Source organism: Arthrobacter sp. MDT1-48-3 (assembly GCF_054511015.1).
Window position 1 is genome coordinate 22,015 of sequence record NZ_JBTNDL010000012.1, and the last position, 21,327, is coordinate 43,341.

The window sequence follows — 21,327 nt, forward strand, 5'->3', positions numbered from 1 at the left end:
GGCACGTCCGTGCCGGTTCCTCGATCGTGAGTCGCTGGGGTGATCAGCCGCCGACGCGGATGTAGACGCCGCCCGAGCCGAGCTCTGCCGGTGCGATCACCGTGGTGTTGCCGTTGAAGCCACCGTGGACGGCCTGGCCGCCACCGATGTAGACAGCGATGTGGGCCATGCCCATGCCGCCGTCGGCGTAGTAGATGAGGTCACCCGGGATGGCCTCGCCTGCGCCCACCGTGCGGCCGAGGGAGAGGTAGCCTGCCGGCCAGCCGTGGAAGTTGATGCCCGCGGCGGCGAGCGAGTTGCTGACCAGGCGCGTGCAGTCCTGCATGACGCCGAGCTGGCCCTGGGCCGCGGCGGCGATGGTCGCCGCGACTCCGGAGGAGGCGGCCGGGGCGGGAGCAGGAGCCGGGGCGGGAGCAGGAGCCGGGGCGACCGGGGCGGCCTGTGCGACGGGGGCCGCGACGGCCGCGGCGACGGGAGCCGGTGCGACCGGCGCCTCGACGACGACGGGTGCCGGAGCCTCGGCGACGGGTGCCTCGACGACGACGGGTGCCGGAGCCTCGGCGACGGGTGCCTCGACGACCGGGGCGGGCTCGGCGACGGGCGCCTCGACGACGACCGGCTTGGCGGTGACCTTGACCGGGGTCATGTTGAAGGCGACGGCGGTCTCGGACGAGGCGACGACGGCCGCGCGGGCCGAGGTGACCGTGACGCTGGACGCTGCGGCGTCACGCTGCGGCTGCAGGTCCGCGGCGTTGGCTGCGACCCCGCTCGTCAGGACGAGGCCGGAGGCCGCGGCGATGACGGCGGCCTGGCGGCCCATGCCGCCGGTGGTGACGGCCTTGGCGAGGGCCGAGAGGCCGGCGGTGTCCTGGGTTTCGCTGCGGTGGCGGGCGATGATGGCGCGTGAAGACATGGTGGTTTCTCCGAAGGGGTTCTAGCGGACGCGGACGAAGCCGGCGCCGGGAAGGTCTGAGAGGTTGTGGAGGCCGGTGTTCATGCCGTTGAGGCCACCGCTGATGACCTGGCCGTTACCGACGTAGATCGCGACGTGGCCCGCCGTGATGACCAGGTCACCCGCAGCGGGGGAGCCGACGACGTCGCCGAACTGGAAGAACTGGCCGGGTGCGAGATCGCCGACGGACTTGCCGACGGAGCGCAGGGCGGTCTCGACCATCGCGGTGCAGTCCTGGGCGACGCCGATCTGGCCGTAGGCAGAGGCGACCAGTCCGGCAGCGACACCGGAGGACTGGACAGGCGCGGGTGCCGGTGCGACGACGGGCTCGGCGACGGCGACCGGTGCGGGCGCCACGGCGGCGGGTGCGACGGGAGCGGCCTCGACAGGAGCGGCCGCGGCGGGAGCGGCCTCGACAGCAGCGACCTCGACGGGAGCAGCGGGCGCCACGACCGCGGCGGGAGCCTCGACGACGACGGCGGGCTCGGCCTCGACGACGGGAGCCGGCGGCTCGACGACCTCGGGAGCAGGAGTGACATCGACGGCCACGCGGTCGAAGGAGACCGTCGCGGTGGCCGGCACGGTGACCTCGGCCGACACGACGCGGCTCACGGTCAACGCTGCGGAGGACTGGACTTCACGCTCGGGGGCGGTTGCACCCTGGGCGGGCAGTCCCGCGGTCAGGACCAGGCCCGACGCCGCGACGATGACGGCTGCCTGGCGGCCGACCGATCCGGCACTGGATGCTGCTGCTGTGGACAGGGCCGTCAGCGGACTGACGTCCCGGGGCGCGCGGTGGCGGCCCGGCGAAGAGCTTTTGGACACGTTGGATTGCCTCTCCCAACGCCTGCGAGGTGAGCTGTCGGATTCGGATGGGAGTCACCCGGCCGCTGCGGAAACAGCGACTTAACCCCAAGGATTTCTGGAACAGAAACCCGAAAATTGGTTCCCCCGCCTCTGCCATGCGATGGTGCGGACGGACCTCCGGCAATGGCAGAGCTAGGCGATTTGCAGGAGGGTGCCGGATCTAGAGCGAATTTGGCACAAGATGGAGGCTACCTCAGATATCGCGGTATGTCACGTTACGGTCACGGAATGGTGTGTTATTGATGACGGAGCCGTGCCGGACTCAGGATGCGACGGAGACGAACACGTGCGAGGCGACCTCCGGAGGCAGCTCGAGCGCACCTTCCACCCCGGGGACGCGGACGGAGACGTACCCGCCCACCGACTCCAGGCTGAGGCGTGCACCCGGCCGCAGGCCGCCCTCGTCGAGCTGGGTCAGGAGTTCCGGGTCGACCTGGATCGGCTCGGCCAGGCGCACCAGCGTGACCGGCTTCTCGGGCGAGTAGGTGCCCATGGCGGAGAGCAGGGTGACCACGCCGTCGGTGAAGAGTTCGGACTGGACGCCGCCGATGGCCTCGAGGCCGGGGATGGGATTCCCGTAGGGCGACTCGGAGGGCTTGCCCAGGAGTTCGTAGAGCCTGCGCTCGACGCGTTCGCTCATCACGTGCTCCCAGCGGCAGGCCTCGTCGTGCACGTAGGCCCAGTCGAGCCCGATGACGTCGCTCAGGAGGCGTTCCGCGAGGCGGTGCTTCCTCATGACCCCGGTGGCCCGGTGCCGTCCCAGCTCGGTGAGCTCGAGGTGCCGGTCACCCGAGACGACCACCAGTCCGTCACGCTCCATGCGGCCGATGGTCTGGGAGACCGTGGGTCCCGAGTGGCGCAGCCGTTCGGCGATGCGCGCCCGCAGGGCGACGATGTTCTCTTCCTCGAGTTCAAGGATGGTCCGCAGGTACATCTCGGTGGTGTCGATGAGGTCCGTCATGCGGGTCAGCTCCTTGGTGCGGTGCGGGTGCGCGGCTGGGATGCCTCACGCCGGTGGGGGTCCACGGCCGCCACGACCTGTTCCGCCCCACGCCTCCCAAGGTTAACCCATGGTGCGATTCCCCCGGCAATCGACGGGGACGGCGACGGCGTCCCCGCCGCATCCTCCGCGTGCGGCGTTAACAAATGGAGCGCCACCGGCTCCTCGGGCAGAATGAGGGCGATACCCGCCGCCGAAACAGCTGGAGCACCCATGACCGAACTGCCCCGCATCCCCGAGCACCTCCTGCCGTCGGACGGCCGGTTCGGCGCCGGTCCGTCCAAGGTCCGGAGCGGACAGATCGACGCCCTCGTGTCCGCGGGACGGGTCCTGCTGGGCACGTCGCACCGCCAGGCTCCCGTGCGCGATCTCGTCGGGCGCGTGCGGGACGGTCTGAGCACCTTCTTCGGCGCACCCGAGGGATACGAGGTGGTCCTCGGGGTAGGCGGCTCGACGGCCTTCTGGGATGTCGCCACCTTCGGGCTCGTGGAGCACAGGGCGCAGCACCTCTCCTTCGGCGAGTTCGGCTCCAAGTTCGCCTCCGCCACCACCAGGGCGCCGTTCCTCGAGGCATCGGACATCATCACGGCCCCGCCGGGTACGCGCCCCGATCCGGCGGCCGCAGCCGGCGTGGACACCTACGCCTGGCCGCAGAACGAGACGTCGACGGGTGTCGCGGCTCCCGTTCGACGGGTCGAGGGCGCGGACGACGGCGCCCTGGTCCTCGTGGACGCGACCTCCGCGGCCGGCGGCCTCGACGTGGACGTCTCCGAGGCCGATGTCTACTACTTCGCCCCGCAGAAGAACTTCGCCTCCGACGGCGGATTGTGGCTGGGCCTCTTCTCCCCCGCAGCGCTGGAGCGGGCGGCCCGGATCGATGCCGGCGACCGCTGGATCCCCGACTTCCTCAACCTCCGGACGGCGATCGACAACTCGCGCCTGAACCAGACGTACAACACCCCGTCGCTGTCCACCCTGGTCACGCTCGACGCGCAGGTGGAGTGGCTCAACGCCCAGGGCGGGCTGCCCTTCGCCGCCGCCCGCACGGCGGACTCAGCGGGACGCCTGTACTCCTGGGCGGAGGCCTCCCCCGTGGCGAGCCCCTACGTGACCCGTCCCGAGGACCGCTCGAACGTCATCGTGACTGTGGACTTCGACGATGCGGTGGATGCCGCGCGGATCGCCGCGATCCTGCGGGCCAACGGGATCGTCGACGTCGAGCCGTACCGCAAGCTCGGGCGCAACCAGCTGCGCGTCGCCACCTTCGTGGCGATCGAGCCCGACGACGTCTCGGCTCTCATCGCCTGCATCGACCACGTGGTCGAGCACCTCCTCTAGCAGGTCAGGTGCTGCCGTCCGCGGCGCCGGCCTCGTGGTCGAGGCGGAGCCGCCGGGGTGCCGAGCGGTCGTACCGCAACCGGACGTCGTGGTACCTCCACGCCCAGAAGATGCCGGCGGCCGCGGCGATGATGCCGGAGGCGGCGGCCACGCCCAGGCTCCACCGCGGACCGAACATGTCGGAGACCCATCCCACCACGGGGGCGCCCAGCGGCGTCCCGCCGAGGAAGATGGCGAAGTAGAGGGCCATGACCCGGCCGCGCATGGCGGGGTCCGTCGTCGTCTGCACGTAGGCGTTGGCGCTGGTCATCAGCGTCAGCGCGAAGAGACCCACCGGCACGAGTGCGAGCCCGAACAGCCAGAGGTTCGGTGCGAGGGCCGCCAGGACGCACGCGATCCCGAAGGCGGCCGACGCGCCGAAGATGAATCGCAGGCGCGGCCGTTCCCTGCGCGCGGACAGGAGCGCGCCCGCGACCGATCCGACCGCCATCACCGAGGACAGCACGCCGAAGACACCGGCATCCTGCCCGAACTCCGTGCGCGCCATCGCGGCGATGAACACGGCGAAGTTCAGCCCGAACGTCCCCACGATGAAGATCGCGAGCATCACCATCATCAGGTCCGGGCGCTGCTGTACGTAGCGGAAGCCCGCCCGGATCCGTCCCTTGCCCGGGGCGGAGCGGGGCTGCCTGTTCAGTTCGGCGCTCCGCATCGCGAGCAGCACGTAGACCATCGCACCGAAGGTCAGGGCGTTGATCAGGAAGACCCAGCCGGGCCCCACACCCGCGGTCAGCAGTCCGGCGATGGCCGGGCCGACCAGCCGGGCGCCGTTGAACGAGGCGCTGTTGAGCGCGACGGCGTTGGGGAGGTAGTCGTCGCGCACGAGTTCGGAGACGAAGGCCTGGCGGGCGGGGGCGTCGAAGGCCGAGACGACCCCGAGTGCGAGCGCGAAGGCGTAGACGTGCCATAGGAGCGCGACGTCGAGGAGGACCATCAGCCCGAGCCCCACGCCGAGGAGCGCCATGCCGATCTGTGTCGTGGCAAGCAGCTTGCGCCGGTCCACGGTGTCGGCGATGAGCCCGGCCCAGGGCGCGATCACGAGCTGCGGTCCGAGCTGGAGGGCCATCACGATGCCCAGCGCGGACGCGTTCTGGGGGGTGAGGATGTCGTAGACCAGCCAGTCCTGGGCGGTCCGCTGCATCCACGTGCCGATGTTGGAGATGAGGGCCCCGATGAACCAGAGCCGGTAGTTGTGGATCCCGAGCGATCGGAAGGTGCTCAGAGCACTCCCCTTCCGTTCCGGCGCCACTGCTGCGTCACTCGGCGTCGGGCTGGTCCAGGGCGTCGGGCTGGTCCACGGCCTCGTCCGACGCGTCGGATGCTTCCGCCGGGGCCTGGGGCTCCCGTTCCTGCGTGTCGTCGGAGGGATCCTGCGGGACATCGGGCACCGGCTCGGCGGGCACGTCGCCGGGGTGGGCGGCGTCGGCTTCGTCCGCCTGCGAGTCCTCGGGACGCACCCGCTCGGACCACGGCAACCACTCGGGCGCCAGCAGCGCGGTCGCGGAGGGCAGCAGACCGACCTCGCACACCGTGACGTCCTTGCTCCGGGCGATGCGGGCGACGCTCGCGTACCACTGCCAGCCGCCGTACCCGGGGACGAACGCTTCGAAGCGATGCGTCACGAGCCGCTCACCCTCGATGGTGGCGGACACGTGGCGACCCACCTGGGCCTCGGGGGCGATCTCGAGCACGCCGCTGCGGGCCCGCTCGACGGCCGCTTCCAGCACGGCATCCGATTTCGGGATCCGGCGCGAGGCCCGCGGCTTCCGGGGCACCTCGACCGGCGCGGGGGCATCGTCGGTCGGCGTCCCGCTGCCGGTCAGGGCTGCGCTGTCGGCAGTGTCCAGGTTGGTCGAGGTCATGATCGAAGCCTACGCGTCGAGGTCGTCCGCAACCGCCCTCAGGACGGCCGCGACCTTCGAGGCGTGCGCCTTCTCGGGGTAGCGCCCTTTGCGGAGTCCGTTGGACACCCCGTCGAGCAGCTTGATGAGGTCTTCCGTGATGACCGCCATGTCATCGGCGCTCTTGCGCGTCGCCTTGGCGACGGACGGTGCCTGCTCGAGGATGCGCGCGGAGAGGGCCTGGAGACCGCGACGGCCGTCCGCGACGCCGAACTCGAGCTTGGTGCCCACCTTGACCTCGCTCACGCCGGCGGGAAGCGCCGAGGCGTGCAGGAACACCTCCTTGCCGTCGTCGGTGGACAGGAACCCGAATCCCTTGTCCGCGTCGAACCACTTCACTTTGCCGATGGGCACGTCGTCTACCTCTTCTTAGCTGTACCGGGCGGGGTGCGCCCGGGGTCTGGTCCCGGGTGCGGGAAGCACCGCCTGGTGCCCAGGCGCACTGCCACCGCCGGGGAAGTCTGTGTCTCCTAGGATATAGCTTTTCCCACGGCTTCCCGGCCGTGGTTCTTGTAGTCTGGGACGGCTATGATCCCTGACCAGACCCCGCCGAGCCGCCCTGCCCCCCATCCCCTGCAGGGCCCCGTCCCGGGCGGCGACGCCGGCCGATCGTCCCGCGGACGGTTCGGTGTCCTGGTCCTCGCGGTCGCGTTCGCCGGTATCGGGCTTCTGTCGCTCGCCGCCATCCTCGTCACCGCGCTCCTCCAGGGCACGGTGTGGCCGGGCTTCGTGCTGGCGACGTACTTCTGCCTCCCGATCGCCTTCCTGCTGATGGTCTCGCTCGTCGCGGGGTCGGTCGTCGCACGCCGGCGCTCCTGATCCGCCCGCACGGAGCTCGCCCGACGACGGCTCCCGCCCGCCCGTCGTCCTCAGGACGAGCGATCCGTGTCGGAGGGGCCGGGTAATCTTGAGGGGATGTCCGCGATCCGAGCACTGGCCGACCAGCTGGCCCTTCGGAGCGATGACGAACTGCGCCGCCTGCTTGCCGTCCGGCCCGACCTCATCCTTCCCCCGGTGCCTGATTTCGCCGCGCTCGCGGCGAGGGCCTCCACCCGCGTGAGCCTGCAGCGCGCCCTGGACAATGTCGCGCGCCCCGGGCTCCAGGTCCTCGAGGCGATCGTGGTGCTCAGCGAGGACGACGGCTCCGCGGTTCCACGCGAGCGCCTCGCGGCCGCCTTCGCGGACGGCGCGGCGGACGATCTCGACATCATCATCGCCGATCTCCTCGAGCAGGCCCTCGTCACGGGTTCCCCGGCGGAGGGCTTCCTGCCGGTCGGCGCGCTGGCCGATGCGCTCGGCCCCTACCCCGCCGGCCTCGGCCGGCCCTTCCGCGTCCTCGCCCGCTCCATCCCGCGCTACGGACCGGCCCTGGTCCACGCGGTGCAGCTCCTGGACGCCGCGGCGGACACCGGGGCGATGACCTCCGCGGCCGCGGCGCAGGCACTGCAGGAGGTGGCGGCGGATCCGGTGCTCTGGCGTCGAGTCCTGGCCGACGCTCCCGACGGTGCCGCCACCCTGCTCGCACGCCTGCGGGACGTCCCGGTCGGCTCGACGGCGACAGGGGGCGACGGCGGTGCCTCGCCGGCGGTGCGCTGGCTGCTCGACCGGTGCCTGCTGGCACCCCTGGACGCCCTCCATGTCGAGCTGCCACGCGGTGTCGGCATGGCCCTCCGCGGTCACGCCGTCTTCCCCTCCCTCGAGCTCGCCCCGCCCACGGGGACCGATCGCAGCACCCGCGCGAGCCTCCGGGACAACGCGGCGTTCGGCGCCGTCGCCGAGACCCTCCGGCTGATCACCGCCCTCCTCTGGTCCGTGGCCTCGACGCCGGTCGCGACCCTTCGCTCGGGCGGGGTGGGCGTGCGGGAGTTGCGGCGCGTCCGGGAGGTGCTGCGCGTCGAGGACCGCGAGGCGGCATGGCTGCTGGAACTGGCGTCCGCCGTCGGGCTCCTGACCCTCGACCCCGACGACTCGCGCTGGAAGACCTCCCGCCTGGAGGCGTGGGAGGCGCTGGACCGCGACGCCCAGTGGCTCCTCCTCGTCGAGGGATGGCTGGCCGTCGACAGGGCACCGGCCCTGATCGGGTCCAGGCTGCCGGACGGGACATCCGTCAACGCCCTGGCCGCCGAGGCGTCCCGACCGGACGCTCCGATGGTGCGGCAGCGGTTGCTGGCCGTGGCGACGGAGCTGTCCGGCGCCGGTCAGGGCGCGGCTCCGGCGGCGGAGGACGGCAGGCCGGGCGCCGTACCGGTCCTCACCGAGCAGTCCGTCATCGGGCTCGCGACCTGGTACCAGCCGCGCCTGCAGCGGCGGTTCGCCCGCCTGCTGCCGGGCATGCTGATCGAGGCGGGAGCGCTGGGACTGACCGGCGGCGGAGCCCTGACGGACGTGGGCGGGCTCGTCGCTGCCGGCCGCTTCGAGGACGCCGGCCGGGTCATCCGCGAGGCCCTGCCCGATCCGGTGTCCCGCGTCGTCCTGCAGGCGGACCTCACCGCCGTCGCTCCCGGCTACCTGCAGCCCGAGGTGGCGCGCGGGCTCCTGCGCATGTCCACCCCCGAGGGACAGGGGCCGGCCACCACCTACCGCTTCTCCGCGGAGTCGATCCGTTCCGCCCTCGACTCCGGCGAGGATGCTTCCTCGATCCTCGCCTTTCTACACGAGCACTCCGCCACCGAGATCCCGCAGGCGCTCTCCTACCTCGTCGAGGACACCGCGTCGCGGTACGGCAGCCTCCGGGTCGGACGGGCCGGCAGCTACGTGAGCACGGACGACGACGCCGTGGTCGCGACGGTGCTGGCCGATCCGCGGGCCGCCGTGCTCGGCGTCGTCCAGGTGGCGCCGACCGTCCTGGTCTCCCCCGCTTCCCCCCACGAACTGGCCGCGCTCCTGCGGGACCTCGGCTTCTCACCGGCGTCGGACGCCGTGGCCGCCGTGGGCAGGACGCCTCCCGCCGGACCGGCGGCGCCCGCGCGCGTCCCGCCGGACCAGCTGAGGTCACGGCTCAATCCGTGGTCGGTCGCGGAGGAGGAGCTCGACGCCCAGCTCGCCGTCCTGCGCTCCGCGCGCCCGGGCCCTGCCGACGTCGCCACCGGTACCGACAGCGAGACCCTCCTGGGACTCGAGACCCTCCGCGCAGCCATCCGGTCCCGGAGCAGGATCCGCCTCGGCACCGCGGACAGCGAGGGGAATCATGTGCGCCAGGTCCTTGTTCCCCTCTCGGTATCGGGAGGCCGCCTGCGGGTGTTCGACCCCGAGCACCAGGTGGAGAAAGTCGTGTCCGTGCATCGCGTGATGGACGTGGAAATCCTCGAAGGGAGTCCCGCAGATGGTTGACGGGCCGCTGATCGTCCAGAGTGACAAGACCATCCTGCTCGAGGTCGACCACGAGCAGGCCACCGAGGCGCGCCATGCCATCGCCGCCTTCGCCGAGCTCGAGCGGGCGCCGGAGCACGTGCACAGCTACCGGCTGACGCCCCTCGGGCTCTGGAACGCGCGCGCGGCCGGGCTCGACGCCGAACGGGTCCTCGACACACTGCTGAAGTACTCCCGCTTCCCGGTGCCGCACGCCCTCCTGATCGACATCGAGGACACGATGTCGCGCTACGGACGGCTCCGCCTCGAGAAGGACCCGCAGCACGGCCTCGTCCTGCGGACCACCGACTACCCGGTGCTCGAGGAGGTCCTGCACGCCAAGAAGATCGAGCCCCTGCTCGGACCGAGGATCGACGGCGAGACCGTCGTCGTCCACTCGTCGCAGCGGGGACAGCTCAAGCAGCTGCTGCTCAAGCTCGGCTGGCCCGCCGAGGACTTCGCGGGCTACGTCGACGGGACACCGCACCCGATCGTGCTCGACGAGGACGGCTGGACCCTGCGGCCCTACCAGCAGCTCGCTGTCGAGAACTTCTGGTCGGGCGGCTCGGGAGTCGTCGTCCTGCCCTGCGGCGCGGGGAAGACCCTCGTGGGCGCTGCGGCCATGGCCACGAGCCAGACCACCACGCTGATCCTCGTGACCAATACGGTCTCCGCCCGGCAGTGGAAGGACGAGCTGCTCAAGCGCACGTCCCTGACGGAGGAGGAGATCGGCGAGTACTCCGGCGCCGTCAAGGAGGTGCGTCCGGTGACGATCGCGACCTATCAGGTCCTCACCACCAAGCGCGGTGGGCTGTACCCGCACCTCGAACTGCTCGACGCGAACGACTGGGGCCTCATCGTGTACGACGAGGTCCATCTGCTCCCCGCGCCGATCTTCAAGATGACGGCCGACCTCCAGGCGCGCCGCCGGCTCGGCCTCACGGCCACCCTCGTCCGTGAGGACGGCCGGGAGGGCGAGGTGTTCTCGCTCATCGGACCGAAGCGGTACGACGCCCCGTGGAAGGACATCGAGGCACAGGGCTACATCGCCCCGGCCGACTGCGTGGAGGTCCGCGTGGACCTGCCGCGGGACGAGCGGGTCGCCTACGCCATGGCCGACGACGCCGACAAGTACCGTCTGTGTGCGACGTCCGACACGAAGTCGGACGTGGTGGAGAAGCTGGTCGCCGGGCACAGGGGCGAGCAGCTTCTGGTGATCGGCCAGTACATCGATCAGCTCGACGACCTCGCGGCCAGGCTCGACGCCCCCGTGATCAAGGGGGAGACCTCCGTGAAGGAACGCCAGCGCCTGTTCGACGCCTTCCGCGCGGGCGAGATCCACGTGCTCGTGGTCTCGAAGGTCGCGAACTTCTCGATCGACCTGCCGGAGGCCTCCGTGGCGATCCAGGTCTCCGGGTCCTTCGGTTCACGGCAGGAGGAGGCCCAGCGCCTGGGCCGGTTGCTCCGGCCGAAGACCGACGGCCGCGCTGCGCGCTTCTACACGGTCGTCGCGCGGGACACCCTGGACCAGGACTTCGCGGCCAAGAGGCAGCGTTTCCTGGCGGAGCAGGGCTACGCGTACCGGATCCTCGACGCCTCCTCGATCGGGGACAAGGAGCCCAGAGACTGACGAGCGTTCTCACCGGAACGGCACAGACAACTCACAGACAACGCGCGGATACTGGTGCCGTGAAGAAAACGGGCCCCGAAGCGAAACTGCTGGTCGTCGACGACGAACCGAACATCCGCGAACTCCTGTCGACATCGTTGCGGTTCGCCGGCTTCGACGTCGTCGCCGCCGGCAACGGACGCGACGCCCTCGCGGCGGCCGAGACGCACAACCCGGATCTCGCCGTCCTGGACGTCATGCTCCCCGACATGGACGGATTCACCGTCACCCGCCGGCTGCGCGCCGCCGGCCGGCACTTCCCCGTCGTCTTCCTGACGGCGCGGGACGACACGGATGACAAGGTCACCGGCCTGACGGTCGGCGGGGACGACTACGTCACCAAACCGTTCAGCCTCGACGAGGTGGTCGCGCGCATCCGCGCCGTCCTGCGACGCACCCACTCGCTCGAGGACGACGACGCCGTGATCCGCGTCGACGACCTCGAGCTCGACGACGACGCGCACGAGGTCCGGCGCGGCGGCGAGGTCATCGACCTCTCCCCCACCGAGTTCAAGCTGCTGCGCTACCTCATGATGAACCCGAACCGCGTCCTGTCGAAGGCACAGATCCTCGACCACGTGTGGGAGTACGACTTCAACGGGGACGCGTCCATCGTCGAGTCCTACATCTCGTACCTGCGCCGCAAGATCGACAGGAACCCGGATGCCGTGGCCCTGATCCAGACCAAGCGCGGCGTGGGCTACCTGCTCCGGACCGCCGACAAGCGGTAGCGCCGCCCCCTTGGTCAAGCGTTGGAGTGCGGCGTCCCTCCGCTCGCAGCTCGTCGCGATCATCATGCTCCTCATGATCGTCACGGTGGGCATCACGGGCCTGGCGACCGTGTCCCTCCTGCGCGAAGGACTCGTGGACCGGGTCGACGCCGACATCCTGGCCAACGCGAAGGTCGTCTCGGAGACCATCTATTCCGAGGTACCCGCCGATGACGGGACCGTCCTGCGGTACTACGCGGCGATCCTCGACCGGGACTCCACCATCCTCGCCGAGAACCAGTCCTCCGACGCGGCGGACGTGCCCGACCTCGGGGACCTCACGCCCGAGCGGATCGCGGACCTCGAAGGATCCGGCCTCGACGTGCCGGGGACGGACCCGGCGAGCCAGGGGTGGCGTGTCCGCGTCTTCCCGTTCACCAACGGCGAGGGCTACCTGGCCATCGCCTCACGGCTCAACACGGTCAACGAATCCCTGCAGGAATCGACCGAGATCATCTTCACGTCGGGACTGGTGACCACCGCCCTCGCGTCCCTCATCGCCTTCGTCACGGTCACCCGGCAGTTCGCACCGCTGGCCAGGGTCGAGCGGACCGCCGCCGCCATCGCAGCCGGCGACCTCTCCCGCCGCGTCGCCGTCGAACGTCCCGCCACCGAGATCGGCCGGCTGTCGCGATCGCTCAACGCCATGCTCGCCCACATCGAGCGCGCCTTCGCGGCGAGGACCGCGTCGGAGACGAAGATGCGCCGTTTCGTGGCGGACGCCTCCCATGAGCTCCGCACGCCGCTCGTGACCATCCGTGGCTACTCGGAGCTCTATCGGCACGGAGCACTCCAGAAGGACGAGGACGTGGCCGCGGCGATGGGCCGGATCGAGAGCGAGGCCATCCGCATGGGCCAGCTCGTCGAGGATCTCCTCACGCTCGCCCGGATCGACGAGCAGCGCCCCCTCGAGGTGAGACCCGTGGACCTCATGGTGCTCGCGCACGATGCCGCCTTCGACGCACGGGCGACCGCCCCCGACCGGTCAGTCACGGTGATCGGGCTCGACGGCGGGGCGCCACGCTCCGCGCCCTCGAGGGGTGACGAGGCACGCCTGCGCCAGGTGGTCGCCAACCTGATGACCAACGCGCTCCGCTACACGCCGGAGGGATCCCCGATCGAGCTCGCCGTCGGCGTCGCGCCGGTCCTGCACGGGCACAGTGACTCCGTCCTGGAGGTGCGCGACCACGGGCCCGGCATCTCCGAGGAGGACGCCGCCAAGGTCTTCGAGCGTTTCTACCGGGCGGACAGCTCCCGGCACCGGGAGACCGGCGGCACGGGGCTCGGCCTCGCCATCGTCGCCGCGCTCGTCGCGCAGCACGACGGCACCGTCCGGCTGGACGAGACGCCCGGCGGTGGTGCCACCCTGTCCATCCGGCTCCCGCACCTCCCGGCGGACGACGGGTCGGAGGATGCAGCGCCCGAGGAGGACTCCCCGGGGTCCGGCCAGGAACACGCCTACTCGAACGGCATCATCCCTCCACGGGCCCCCTCGACCAGGCCGGTTGTCCACAAGGGCGGCGACGCCGGCTGACCACCCCGTGCCGTGCCCTAGCGTCGGATCGTCAACGGAACGCGAGCACACGGGAGCACACCATGCCATTCTTCAACGTGGACACCGACGGCCTGGCGGCGAAGAGCAGCCAGGTGCAGGGCACCATCTCGAGGCTGCAGGCGGAGGTGAACTCGATGCAGGCGGGGCTACGCGATCTCGAGGGGATCTGGACAGGCCAGGCGGCCAGCAATTTCCAGCAGCTCGTCCTGCAGTGGCGTGCGACCCAGCAGCAGGTCGAGGAATCCCTGGCCGGCATCAACGCGGCGCTCTCCCTCGCGACCCGGCAGTACGCCGACGCCGAGCAGGACAACGCCCGCATGTTCCTGGGCTGACGCCTCGCCGCCTGCGCCGGGCCACCACGGCTGTCCGGGGCATCCGTCCGTGCCTCGGACGACGAAAGGGTGGCACCCCCCCTCGGGAGTGCCACCCTTCTCGTTCGGGCGTGCGCGGTGGAGCGCCGGCGGGGGCTAGAAGCCGCCCATGCCGCCCATGCCACCCATGTCGTCGCCGCCGCCGGCAGGAGCTGCCTTCTCCGGCTTGTCGGCCACGACGGCCTCGGTGGTGAGGAACAGGCCGGCGATCGACGCTGCGTTCTGCAGGGCCGAGCGCGTGACCTTCACGGGGTCGTTGACGCCTGCGGCGAGGAGGTCCTCGTACACGCCGGTAGCAGCGTTCAGGCCGTGGCCGGCGGGCAGGCCGCGGACCTTGTCGACGACGACGCCGGGCTCGAGGCCGGCGTTGAAGGCGATCTGCTTGAGCGGTGCGTCGATCGCGACGCGGACGATGTTCGCGCCCGTCGCCTCGTCACCCGAGAGTTCCAGGTTGGCGAACGCCTTGGCTCCGGCCTGGATGAGGGCCACGCCACCACCGGCGACGATGCCTTCCTCGACGGCTGCCTTCGCGTTGCGGACGGCGTCCTCGATGCGGTGCTTGCGCTCCTTGAGCTCGACCTCCGTGGCGGCACCGGCCTTGATGACTGCAACGCCACCGGCCAGCTTGGCCAGGCGCTCCTGCAGCTTCTCGCGGTCGTAGTCGGAATCGGAGTTCTCGATCTCGGCGCGGATCTGGGCCACGCGACCGGCGATGGCGTCGGCGTCGCCGGCTCCCTCGACGATCGTGGTCTCGTCCTTGGTCACGACGACCTTGCGGGCGGTACCCAGCAGGTCGAGGGTGGCGGTCTCGAGCTTGAGACCGACCTCCTCGGCGATGACCTGGCCACCGGTGAGGATGGCGATGTCGGCGAGCTGGGCCTTGCGGCGGTCACCGAAGCCGGGGGCCTTGACGGCCACGGACTTGAAGGTGCCGCGGATCTTGTTGACCACGAGGGTCGCGAGGGCTTCGCCTTCGATGTCCTCGGCGATGATCAGCAGCGGCTTGCCGGACTGCATGACCTTCTCGAGGACGGCGACGAGGTCCTTCACGTTGCTGATCTTCGAGTTGACGATCAGGATGTAGGGATCCTCGAGGACCGTCTCCTGGCGCTCGGCGTCGGTGACGAAGTAGCCCGAGATGTAGCCCTTGTCGAAGCGCATGCCCTCGGTGAGTTCCAGTTCGAGGCCGAAGGTGTTCGACTCCTCGACGGTGATGACGCCTTCCTTGCCCACCTTGTCGAGGGCCTCGGCGATCAGGTCACCGATCTGCTTGTCCCCGGCGGAGATGGAGGCCGTGGCAGCGATCTGCTCCTTGGTCTCGATCTCCTTCGCGGAGGCGAGCAGCTCGTCGGTGACGGCCTTGACGGCCTTCTCGATGCCGCGCTTGAGGCTCAGGGGGTCGGCGCCGGCCGCGACGTTGCGCAGGCCTTCCTTGACGAGGGCCTGGGCGAGCACGGTGGCGGTGGTGGTTCCGTCGCCTGCGACGTCGTCCGTCTTCTTGGCGACCTCCTTGACGAGTTCGGCGCCGATCTTCTCGAACGGGTCGTCGAGCTCGATCTCCTTGGCGATGGACACGCCGTCGTTCGTGATGGTGGGGGCGCCCCACTTCTTCTCGAGCACGACGTTGCGGCCACGGGGGCCGAGCGTCACCTTGACGGCGTCAGCGAGGATGTTCAGACCCCGCTCGAGGCCGCGGCGGGCCTCTTCATCAAAAGAAATGATCTTGGCCATAACGGCTTAGGTCCTTTCGGGACGGTTGCATTTCAGCACATGAATGCTTGCCTGCGTGTGGTGCCCGCGACGGCCGGGCAGCGCCTGAACGATCTCTTTCACGCTCGAAGCCCCACCCCCACCACAGAGGTTTGCCTGCTTCACCCACCACGCGCAGTCTTAGCAGTCTGCGCGCGCGAGTGCTAACTCAATAATTAGCACTCCCACCGTGCGAGTGCAACCTGTCCGAGCCCTCCGCACCCCCTTGCAGGACGGCGGGAGCGCGGTGCCCCCGCACGCCGTAGCGCGGATTCCGCCGAGGGCATAGATTGGGCGCACACCAACCAACGGGAGGCACAGTGTCCACGCCAGCAAGCGGTCCTGACTCCGGGAAGCCCGACGAGCGCGGCATCCCGAACCCCGACGGCGGCGGCCCCCTCGGCCCTGATCCGGCGCCCCACCGGGTGCGCGACGACGCGCAGCCGTTCCCGGAGGGGCAGGCACCCTTCCCGCAGCGGCCGTCCGGCCAGGACCCCTACCAGCCGGGAACGTATGCGCAGGGGCCCTCCGGTCCGAACCAGCACGCGCAGGACCCGTACGCCCAGGCCCCGTACCCCCAGGCCGGCCCTCCTTCCGGCGGCTACGGCGGGCCAGGCCCGGGCCAGGACCCTTACGCTTCCGGCGGCTACGGCCGGCCCGGCCCGTCCCAGGGGCCCTACGCGCAGGGCGGCTACCTGCAGGGCGGCTACGGCCAGGGACCCTACGGACAGCCGTACGGTCCGCAGAAGTCACGGGTGATCGCCGGGGTCCTGGGGATCCTGCTCGGGTCGCTCGGCGTCCACAGGTTCTATCTCGGCTACACGACGATCGGCGTCGTCCTGGTCCTCATGTCGACCGTCGGGGCGGTCTTCACCTTCGGGCTGAGCGCCATCGCGGCGGGCATCTGGGGCCTCGTCGAGGGCATCCTGATCCTCGTCGGATCCGGGCAGTTCCGGCGGGACGCGCAGGGTATCCCCCTCAAGGACTGATGGCTCAGGCCCTGCAGCGGATCACTGGAATTCGGGTCCGAGGACCACGGAGATGTCGGGCGAGACCGACGGGGTGTCGACCAGGTCGGTGATCCCGAGGTCCGCGGCCACCGCCTCGGCGTCGGACCGTTGGGCCTCACCGTTGTAGAAGACCACCGAGGAGTCGACCGGGGCTCCGGCCCAGTTCCCCGGGATCGCCGAGGTCCAGCCCTCGGCGGCGAGCCTCCCGGCCGCCACGGAAGCGAGTCCAGGAGCGCCCGTGGCGTTGAGCACGTTCACGGTCTGTGCCCGGTCGGTCCCGTCGGTCGCTTCCGCATCCGGGGACGCACCCGCGTCCGGTTCGTCCGTCGCCCCGTCCTCGGGATCGTCCGAGGCGCTCCCCGTCGGCGCCGCCGTCGCGTCGGCAGCCTCGCTCGTGGCCGGCGCTGGACCCGACGCCGCGTCCGATCCCCCCGGGAAGCCGAGCCGGGGAAGGATGAAATAGGCGCCGAGACCGATCAGCAGCGCCAGGACCCCCACGGTGATCTTGAGGGCCAGCCCGCTCGAGCCAGCCGGCACCAACCTCTCCCGGTGGACACCCTGCCGCGCGGAAGCCTCGGGGACGGCGTCGAACTCGTCCCGCGGGTGGTCAGTCATGGAAGAGGAGGGTCCTTCGCTCGTCGAGTGTCGCGGGCAGTACTAGATGTCCGCGCCGAGGCGGCGTGCGGACCGTGCCTTCTGACGGGTGGACCGCAGTCGACGCAACCGCTTCACGAGCATGGGGTCGTGCGCGAGCGCGGCCTCCGTGTCGATCAGGGCGTTGAGCGCCTGGTAGTAGTGCGTGGCGGACAGGTTGAACAGGTCGCGGATGGCCTGCTCCTTCGCGCCGGAGTACTTCCACCACTCGCGCTCGAGCGCCAGCATGCGCTGCTCGCGGTCACCCAGGGCCAGCCTGGCCTCCTGCCCGGAGGGGGAGTCGTCCGGCTGCCGCATCGGCTCCGCCATGTCCACTACCACCTTCCGTTCCCTCGCACGACTGTCTTTCCATGGTAGTAGGGAATTACACGTGTGTCATTCGGGGAGTGCGTCCCGGAGAGCCGGGCGAAAATGGGTCCATGACGCACGACGACGACGCGCTCTTCGACCTGCCCGACACTCCTTCCGATGCGGGGCCGTCCCGCGCGGCGGGCTCCGGTAACCCAGGACCGTCGCCGAACGCATCGGTCTTCCCGTTCGCGGCGCCCGCCGGCATCGCGGACCTCGTGCCGGCCGATTGGGCGGCAGCGCTCGCGCCCGTCGAACCGGTCCTCCACCGGCTGGCCGAAGCCCTTGCGGCGGACCTCGACCGCGGGCTGCGCGTGCTGCCCGATGCGCCGTCCATCCTCCGGGCGTTCTCCACGCCGCTGGACAGCGTGCGCGTCGTCATCGTCGGGCAGGACCCGTACCCGACCGTCGGCCACGCCGTGGGCCTGAGCTTCGCCGTCGATCCCGCGACGCGTCCTATCCCCCGCAGCCTCGCGAACATCTACCGTGAACTGGCCTCGGACACCGGCGCCGCTCCGCCTGCGACCGGTGACCTGTCGGGGTGGGCCGAGCAGGGCGTCCTGCTCCTCAACCGGGTGCTGACGGTGCGTGCCGGCGAGACCGCCTCGCACCGGGGGCTCGGCTGGGAGCATGTGACGGACGCGGCGATACGGGCGCTCGTGGCCCGCGGCGGTCCGCTCGTGGCCATCCTCTGGGGCAAGGACGCGCTCCGCCTGAAGCCGCTGCTCGGGCCGACGCCCACGGTGGAGTCCGCGCACCCCAGCCCGCTGTCGGCGTCCCGGGGGTTCTTCGGCTCGCGGCCGTTCAGCCGCGTCAACGAGCTCCTCGCCCAGCAGGGCGCCGCGCCGATCGAGTGGTCCCGGACCGCGGCCAGCGGCGGGTCGGATAGGGATGCGCCCACACCGGGAGTGGACGGCTAGCGCCGCCGGTTCCGCTGGCGCTCGTTCGAGCTGAGCTTGCGGGTGAAGGGCCTGGCCAGGTTGTCGCCGAGGACGACACCCGCGGCGATCGCCAGCACGACGGTCAGCGCGTTGAAGAGTCCGAGGGCGCCGTCGGACACCACCTCGGAGTCGATGGTCAGCATGTACATGGAGCGGAAAATGGTCAGCCCGGGGTACAGGAAGAGGACGGCGGGCACGGCGACGACGAGCTGCGGGGCGCCCAGGCGGAGCGCGACGACGCGGGAGAGGGCCCCGATCAGGATGGCGGCGAGGGCCGGTGCGAGGCGGTAGCCCACGCCGGCGGTCATCGCGCTGATCATCAGGAGATACCCCGCGACGGCGACGAGCGACGTCGGTATCACGAGCTTCACGTCGGTCTGCTCGGCGATGCAGATCATGGCCACCGCGATGAAGGTGAGCACCGCGACCACGGGCCACGGGTACTGGCTGCCCGACGAGTCGAGGACCTCGAGCTCGGGGATGCCGAGCGCGGTGCCCGCCACGAGGGCGACGGCGATGCCCGCCACCAGCGCGGCGAAGACGAGGATCGCCGAGAGGAACCGGCCCGCGGCCGTGACCGGGAAGCCGTTGATCGCGTCCTGCGTCGCGGAGACGAGCCTGCCCGTGGGCAGCAGCAGGAGGATCCCGCCCACCACCACGAGCGCCGGGGCGATCGGCACCTCGAGCCACCAGAACAGCATCGCGATCAGGGTCACCAGCGCGGCGGAGGTGGCCACGGAGAAGAACTCCGGGACGCGCCATTCGCCGAGCTTGCGGCTGACCAGGTCCACGAGGATGCAGCTGATGAAGCCGATCAGCGATCCGAGCAGGGTCCCGCCGACGAAGGCCACGATCGCCGCCGAGAAGATACCGAAGGCCGCCGTCACTATCCAGCGCGGGAACGGCTTGGGCCGGTGCGTGATCTCGTCGAGTCGGTGGGCGGCCTCCGTCCGGGAGACGCCACCGTCGGCGATGTCGGACACCAGACGGTGGATGGCCGTGAGGCCCGCGTAGTTGTTCGTCCAGGAGCGGACCACCCGCAGGACCGTCGTCGGCGTCTGGTCCCGCGCCGAGTAGTTGATGACCACCGACTGGTTGGTGATGTCCACCTCGATGGAGTCGAGGCCGAAAGCCGCGGTGACCGCGATGATGCTCGTCTCGACCTCCAGGGCACCCGCCCCGTAGCGGAACATGGTCTCGGCCAGGTTGAGCGCGAAGTCGAGGGCCTTGCGGGCACTGGCGTCGGGGCCACCCGCCTGGATCATCGGGTTCGCGTAGGGACTGCCGGCCAGGCGCTCGACGATGCTCATCGCCTGCGTGGGCGGGGCCTCGCCCTGCACCAAGCGTCGGAGCATGCTCCGGGCGGCGGCATTGGACCGGACCGACGGCGGCACGCTCTGCGGTGTCGTGGGCAGCGCGTCCGCGGGCCTCGTGACCTGCTGCCGCTGGCGGCCCTGGCGTTGGGGCCTCGGTTCCGCGGGGCGCCTGGACGGCGTGGGGCCGCCCCTCGGCGGCTTCCTGCCACTGCCCCTGCCGGCGGCGAGCTTGTTCTTCTCGTCGTCGCTCGGGTCGAAGGGCCGCCGGATGACGGGGAGAGCCTCGGCGACCGGCGACGGGTTGGTGGCGGGCGATGACCCCTCGCGGGGGTCGTCGCGCGAGCCGTCAGTCATGGGGGGAACCTCACAATCGTCCCTCGGGACGGTCGGTGGCCTGGGAAGGCCTAGTAGAAGGGCTGCCGGTGACGGCGCCAATGGATCTGCCGTGCCACGCGCTCGCCCACCGCATGCCACACACGATACGTGCGGGGGCGGACGACGGCGTCGTAGCATCCTGCGAAGTCCGTCACAGTCTTCGTGAAGCTCGTCTTGAACATCCCGAGGCCGTACTGCGGATGGTCCTTGTCCTTCAGCCGATCGGCCGGCGGAGTGCCGCAGAAATCGTATTCGCGGGCTCCGAGCCGCTTCATGTCGAGGATCGCCTCCCACTGGACGAGGTGCGAATCGCCGTACTGGTTGCGCTTGGGCAGCGAGCCGCCGTCCTTGTACGTGGCCTTCCGGCCGTAGAGGATCACGAAGGCGCCCACCGACGGCTTGCCGTCCTCGTACACGAAGTAGAAGCGGCCCATCCCGGCGTCCACGAACTCCTGCCAGAACCCCCGGTAGTACTCGTAGGGGCGTGGAACGGCGGACAGCCGGCCCTGCTGAGCCTGTCCCATGAGGGCGTACATGGTCCGGTAGGTGTCCTCGCCGGCCTCGACGGGCTGGGCACGGACGCCGTCGCGGATGGCACGGCGGACGGCGTTGCGGCCCCGGGAGGAGAGGTTCCTCAGGAGCTGGTTCTCGTCCGGTGTGAGGTCGAGGATCGCCGTGCTGTCGTTGGCCTGGATGTTGAAGGTCTTCACGAGCCCCGCTCCGGCGAAGAGGGCGCGCAATTCCTCGGTGTCGGGGAAGTCGGGCTCGATCTTCACGGCGAAGACCCGCCCCGGCCGGCGCCTCGCGTGGGCGACGACGGCGTCGACGAACGGGGGGACATCCTCCGGACGGGCCGTGTCGGGGCCCTTGATGAGGTACCACAGCGCGCCGAGCACGGGGATGCTGCGCTGGTAGGCGATCACGTAGCTCGTGTAGTCCTGCGATTCGACGGCGAGGTGGATAGGCTGCCAGCCCTGGCGCACCTTCACACGGCTGAAGGGACCGGACTGGAGCACGTTACCGCCGAGCGGGTTGGCCGGGACGAGCTCGTCCCAGCGCGCCACCTCGTCGGCGGTGGCTGCGCGTGCCGTGAAGGGCGCCAT

20 protein-coding genes and 1 riboswitch are annotated in these 21,327 nt (G+C 70.7%); of the genes, 9 read left to right on the forward strand and 11 right to left on the reverse strand.

Annotated elements, in window-relative coordinates; translation table 11 throughout:
• Positions 1–43: 43 nt before the first annotated feature.
• The 3 genes from ACX80L_RS16800 to ACX80L_RS16810 form a co-directional block, all read right to left on the reverse strand.
• Positions 44–913, reverse strand: a complete 870-nt coding sequence (locus ACX80L_RS16800; protein WP_459291176.1) for an NlpC/P60 family protein — start codon at positions 911–913, stop codon at positions 44–46.
• A 21-nt stretch (positions 914–934) separates the two neighbouring features.
• Positions 935–1,777 carry an NlpC/P60 family protein gene (locus ACX80L_RS16805; RefSeq protein WP_459291178.1) on the reverse strand — a complete coding sequence of 281 codons (843 nt, stop codon included), beginning with the start codon at positions 1,775–1,777 and terminating at the stop codon, positions 935–937.
• 5 nt (positions 1,778–1,782) lie between these two features.
• Positions 1,783–1,952, reverse strand: a riboswitch (cyclic di-AMP (ydaO/yuaA leader).
• Between the two features lie 129 nt (positions 1,953–2,081).
• On the reverse strand, positions 2,082–2,780 hold the full coding sequence (locus ACX80L_RS16810) for a metal-dependent transcriptional regulator (RefSeq protein ID WP_133083166.1): 699 nt from the start codon (positions 2,778–2,780) through the stop codon (positions 2,082–2,084).
• Between the two features lie 252 nt (positions 2,781–3,032).
• Between ACX80L_RS16810 and serC the strand changes: the two genes are divergently transcribed.
• The gene (gene serC / locus ACX80L_RS16815) at positions 3,033–4,157 is read left to right on the forward strand and encodes a phosphoserine transaminase (protein WP_459291180.1); all 1,125 of its coding nucleotides are present in this window, start codon (positions 3,033–3,035) and stop codon (positions 4,155–4,157) included.
• Between the two features lie 4 nt (positions 4,158–4,161).
• Here the strand turns inward: serC and ACX80L_RS16820 are convergent, their stop codons facing one another.
• Genes ACX80L_RS16820 through ACX80L_RS16830 form a run of 3 tightly spaced genes read right to left on the reverse strand, consistent with a single transcriptional unit; the run spans position 4,162 to position 6,472 of the window.
• Positions 4,162–5,439: an MFS transporter gene (locus tag ACX80L_RS16820; RefSeq protein ID WP_459267625.1), complete on the reverse strand. Its 1,278-nt coding sequence runs from the start codon at positions 5,437–5,439 to the stop codon at positions 4,162–4,164.
• A 34-nt stretch (positions 5,440–5,473) separates the two neighbouring features.
• Positions 5,474–6,079, reverse strand: coding sequence for a DUF3027 domain-containing protein (locus ACX80L_RS16825; protein WP_459291182.1), 606 nt, complete (start codon positions 6,077–6,079; stop codon positions 5,474–5,476).
• A gap of 9 nt (positions 6,080–6,088) precedes the next feature.
• A complete protein-coding gene (locus tag ACX80L_RS16830; RefSeq protein WP_133083163.1) occupies positions 6,089–6,472 on the reverse strand; it encodes a cold-shock protein in 384 nt (127 codons plus the stop codon).
• A 174-nt stretch (positions 6,473–6,646) separates the two neighbouring features.
• On the opposite strand from ACX80L_RS16830, the gene ACX80L_RS16835 reads away from it, so the two are divergent.
• The 6 genes from ACX80L_RS16835 to ACX80L_RS16860 all read left to right on the forward strand — a co-directional run bounded on the left by ACX80L_RS16835 (position 6,647) and on the right by ACX80L_RS16860 (position 13,792).
• Entirely contained in the window at positions 6,647–6,937 is a 291-nt protein-coding gene (locus ACX80L_RS16835; protein WP_133083162.1) for a hypothetical protein, read from the forward strand.
• Between the two features lie 96 nt (positions 6,938–7,033).
• A complete protein-coding gene (locus ACX80L_RS16840; RefSeq protein WP_459291184.1) occupies positions 7,034–9,448 on the forward strand; it encodes a helicase-associated domain-containing protein in 2,415 nt (804 codons plus the stop codon).
• Positions 9,441–11,096, forward strand: coding sequence for a DNA repair helicase XPB (locus ACX80L_RS16845; protein ID WP_459291186.1), 1,656 nt, complete (start codon positions 9,441–9,443; stop codon positions 11,094–11,096). Before ACX80L_RS16840 ends, ACX80L_RS16845 begins: the two co-directional genes overlap by 8 nt.
• Positions 11,097–11,155: 59 nt before the next feature.
• Positions 11,156–11,866: a response regulator transcription factor gene (locus tag ACX80L_RS16850; RefSeq protein ID WP_459291188.1), complete on the forward strand. Its 711-nt coding sequence runs from the start codon at positions 11,156–11,158 to the stop codon at positions 11,864–11,866.
• Between the two features lie 10 nt (positions 11,867–11,876).
• Positions 11,877–13,439, forward strand: coding sequence for a sensor histidine kinase (locus ACX80L_RS16855; RefSeq protein WP_459291190.1), 1,563 nt, complete (start codon positions 11,877–11,879; stop codon positions 13,437–13,439).
• A gap of 62 nt (positions 13,440–13,501) precedes the next feature.
• Positions 13,502–13,792 (forward strand): WXG100 family type VII secretion target, encoded by a 291-nt coding sequence (locus ACX80L_RS16860; RefSeq protein WP_208740558.1) that lies wholly within the window; start codon positions 13,502–13,504, stop codon positions 13,790–13,792.
• Positions 13,793–13,927: 135 nt separating this feature from the next.
• Here ACX80L_RS16860 and groL read toward each other — a convergent pair whose 3' ends face one another.
• A complete protein-coding gene (gene groL, locus ACX80L_RS16865) occupies positions 13,928–15,562 on the reverse strand; it encodes a chaperonin GroEL (RefSeq protein WP_133083157.1) in 1,635 nt (544 codons plus the stop codon).
• Positions 15,563–15,900: 338 nt separating this feature from the next.
• Between groL and ACX80L_RS16870 the strand changes: the two genes are divergently transcribed.
• Positions 15,901–16,569 (forward strand): TM2 domain-containing protein, encoded by a 669-nt coding sequence (locus ACX80L_RS16870; RefSeq protein WP_459291192.1) that lies wholly within the window; start codon positions 15,901–15,903, stop codon positions 16,567–16,569.
• Between the two features lie 21 nt (positions 16,570–16,590).
• On the opposite strand, the gene ACX80L_RS16875 is transcribed toward ACX80L_RS16870, so the two are convergent.
• Together ACX80L_RS16875 and ACX80L_RS16880 are read right to left on the reverse strand one after the other, a co-directional pair.
• Entirely contained in the window at positions 16,591–17,205 is a 615-nt protein-coding gene (locus ACX80L_RS16875; RefSeq protein WP_459291194.1) for a LytR C-terminal domain-containing protein, read from the reverse strand.
• A 42-nt stretch (positions 17,206–17,247) separates the two neighbouring features.
• Complete coding sequence (locus ACX80L_RS16880) at positions 17,248–17,541, reverse strand: DUF3263 domain-containing protein (RefSeq protein WP_244186284.1); 294 nt, start codon at positions 17,539–17,541, stop codon at positions 17,248–17,250.
• A gap of 122 nt (positions 17,542–17,663) precedes the next feature.
• On the opposite strand from ACX80L_RS16880, the gene ACX80L_RS16885 reads away from it, so the two are divergent.
• The gene (locus ACX80L_RS16885) at positions 17,664–18,512 is read left to right on the forward strand and encodes a uracil-DNA glycosylase (protein WP_459291196.1); all 849 of its coding nucleotides are present in this window, start codon (positions 17,664–17,666) and stop codon (positions 18,510–18,512) included.
• On the opposite strand, the gene ACX80L_RS16890 is transcribed toward ACX80L_RS16885, so the two are convergent.
• Both ACX80L_RS16890 and ACX80L_RS16895 read right to left on the reverse strand, forming a co-directional pair.
• The gene (locus ACX80L_RS16890) at positions 18,509–20,203 is read right to left on the reverse strand and encodes a threonine/serine exporter family protein (protein ID WP_459291198.1); all 1,695 of its coding nucleotides are present in this window, start codon (positions 20,201–20,203) and stop codon (positions 18,509–18,511) included. The genes ACX80L_RS16885 and ACX80L_RS16890 overlap by 4 nt on opposite strands.
• A 50-nt stretch (positions 20,204–20,253) precedes the next feature.
• Entirely contained in the window at positions 20,254–21,327 is a 1,074-nt protein-coding gene (locus ACX80L_RS16895) for a lipid II:glycine glycyltransferase FemX (protein WP_208739906.1), read from the reverse strand.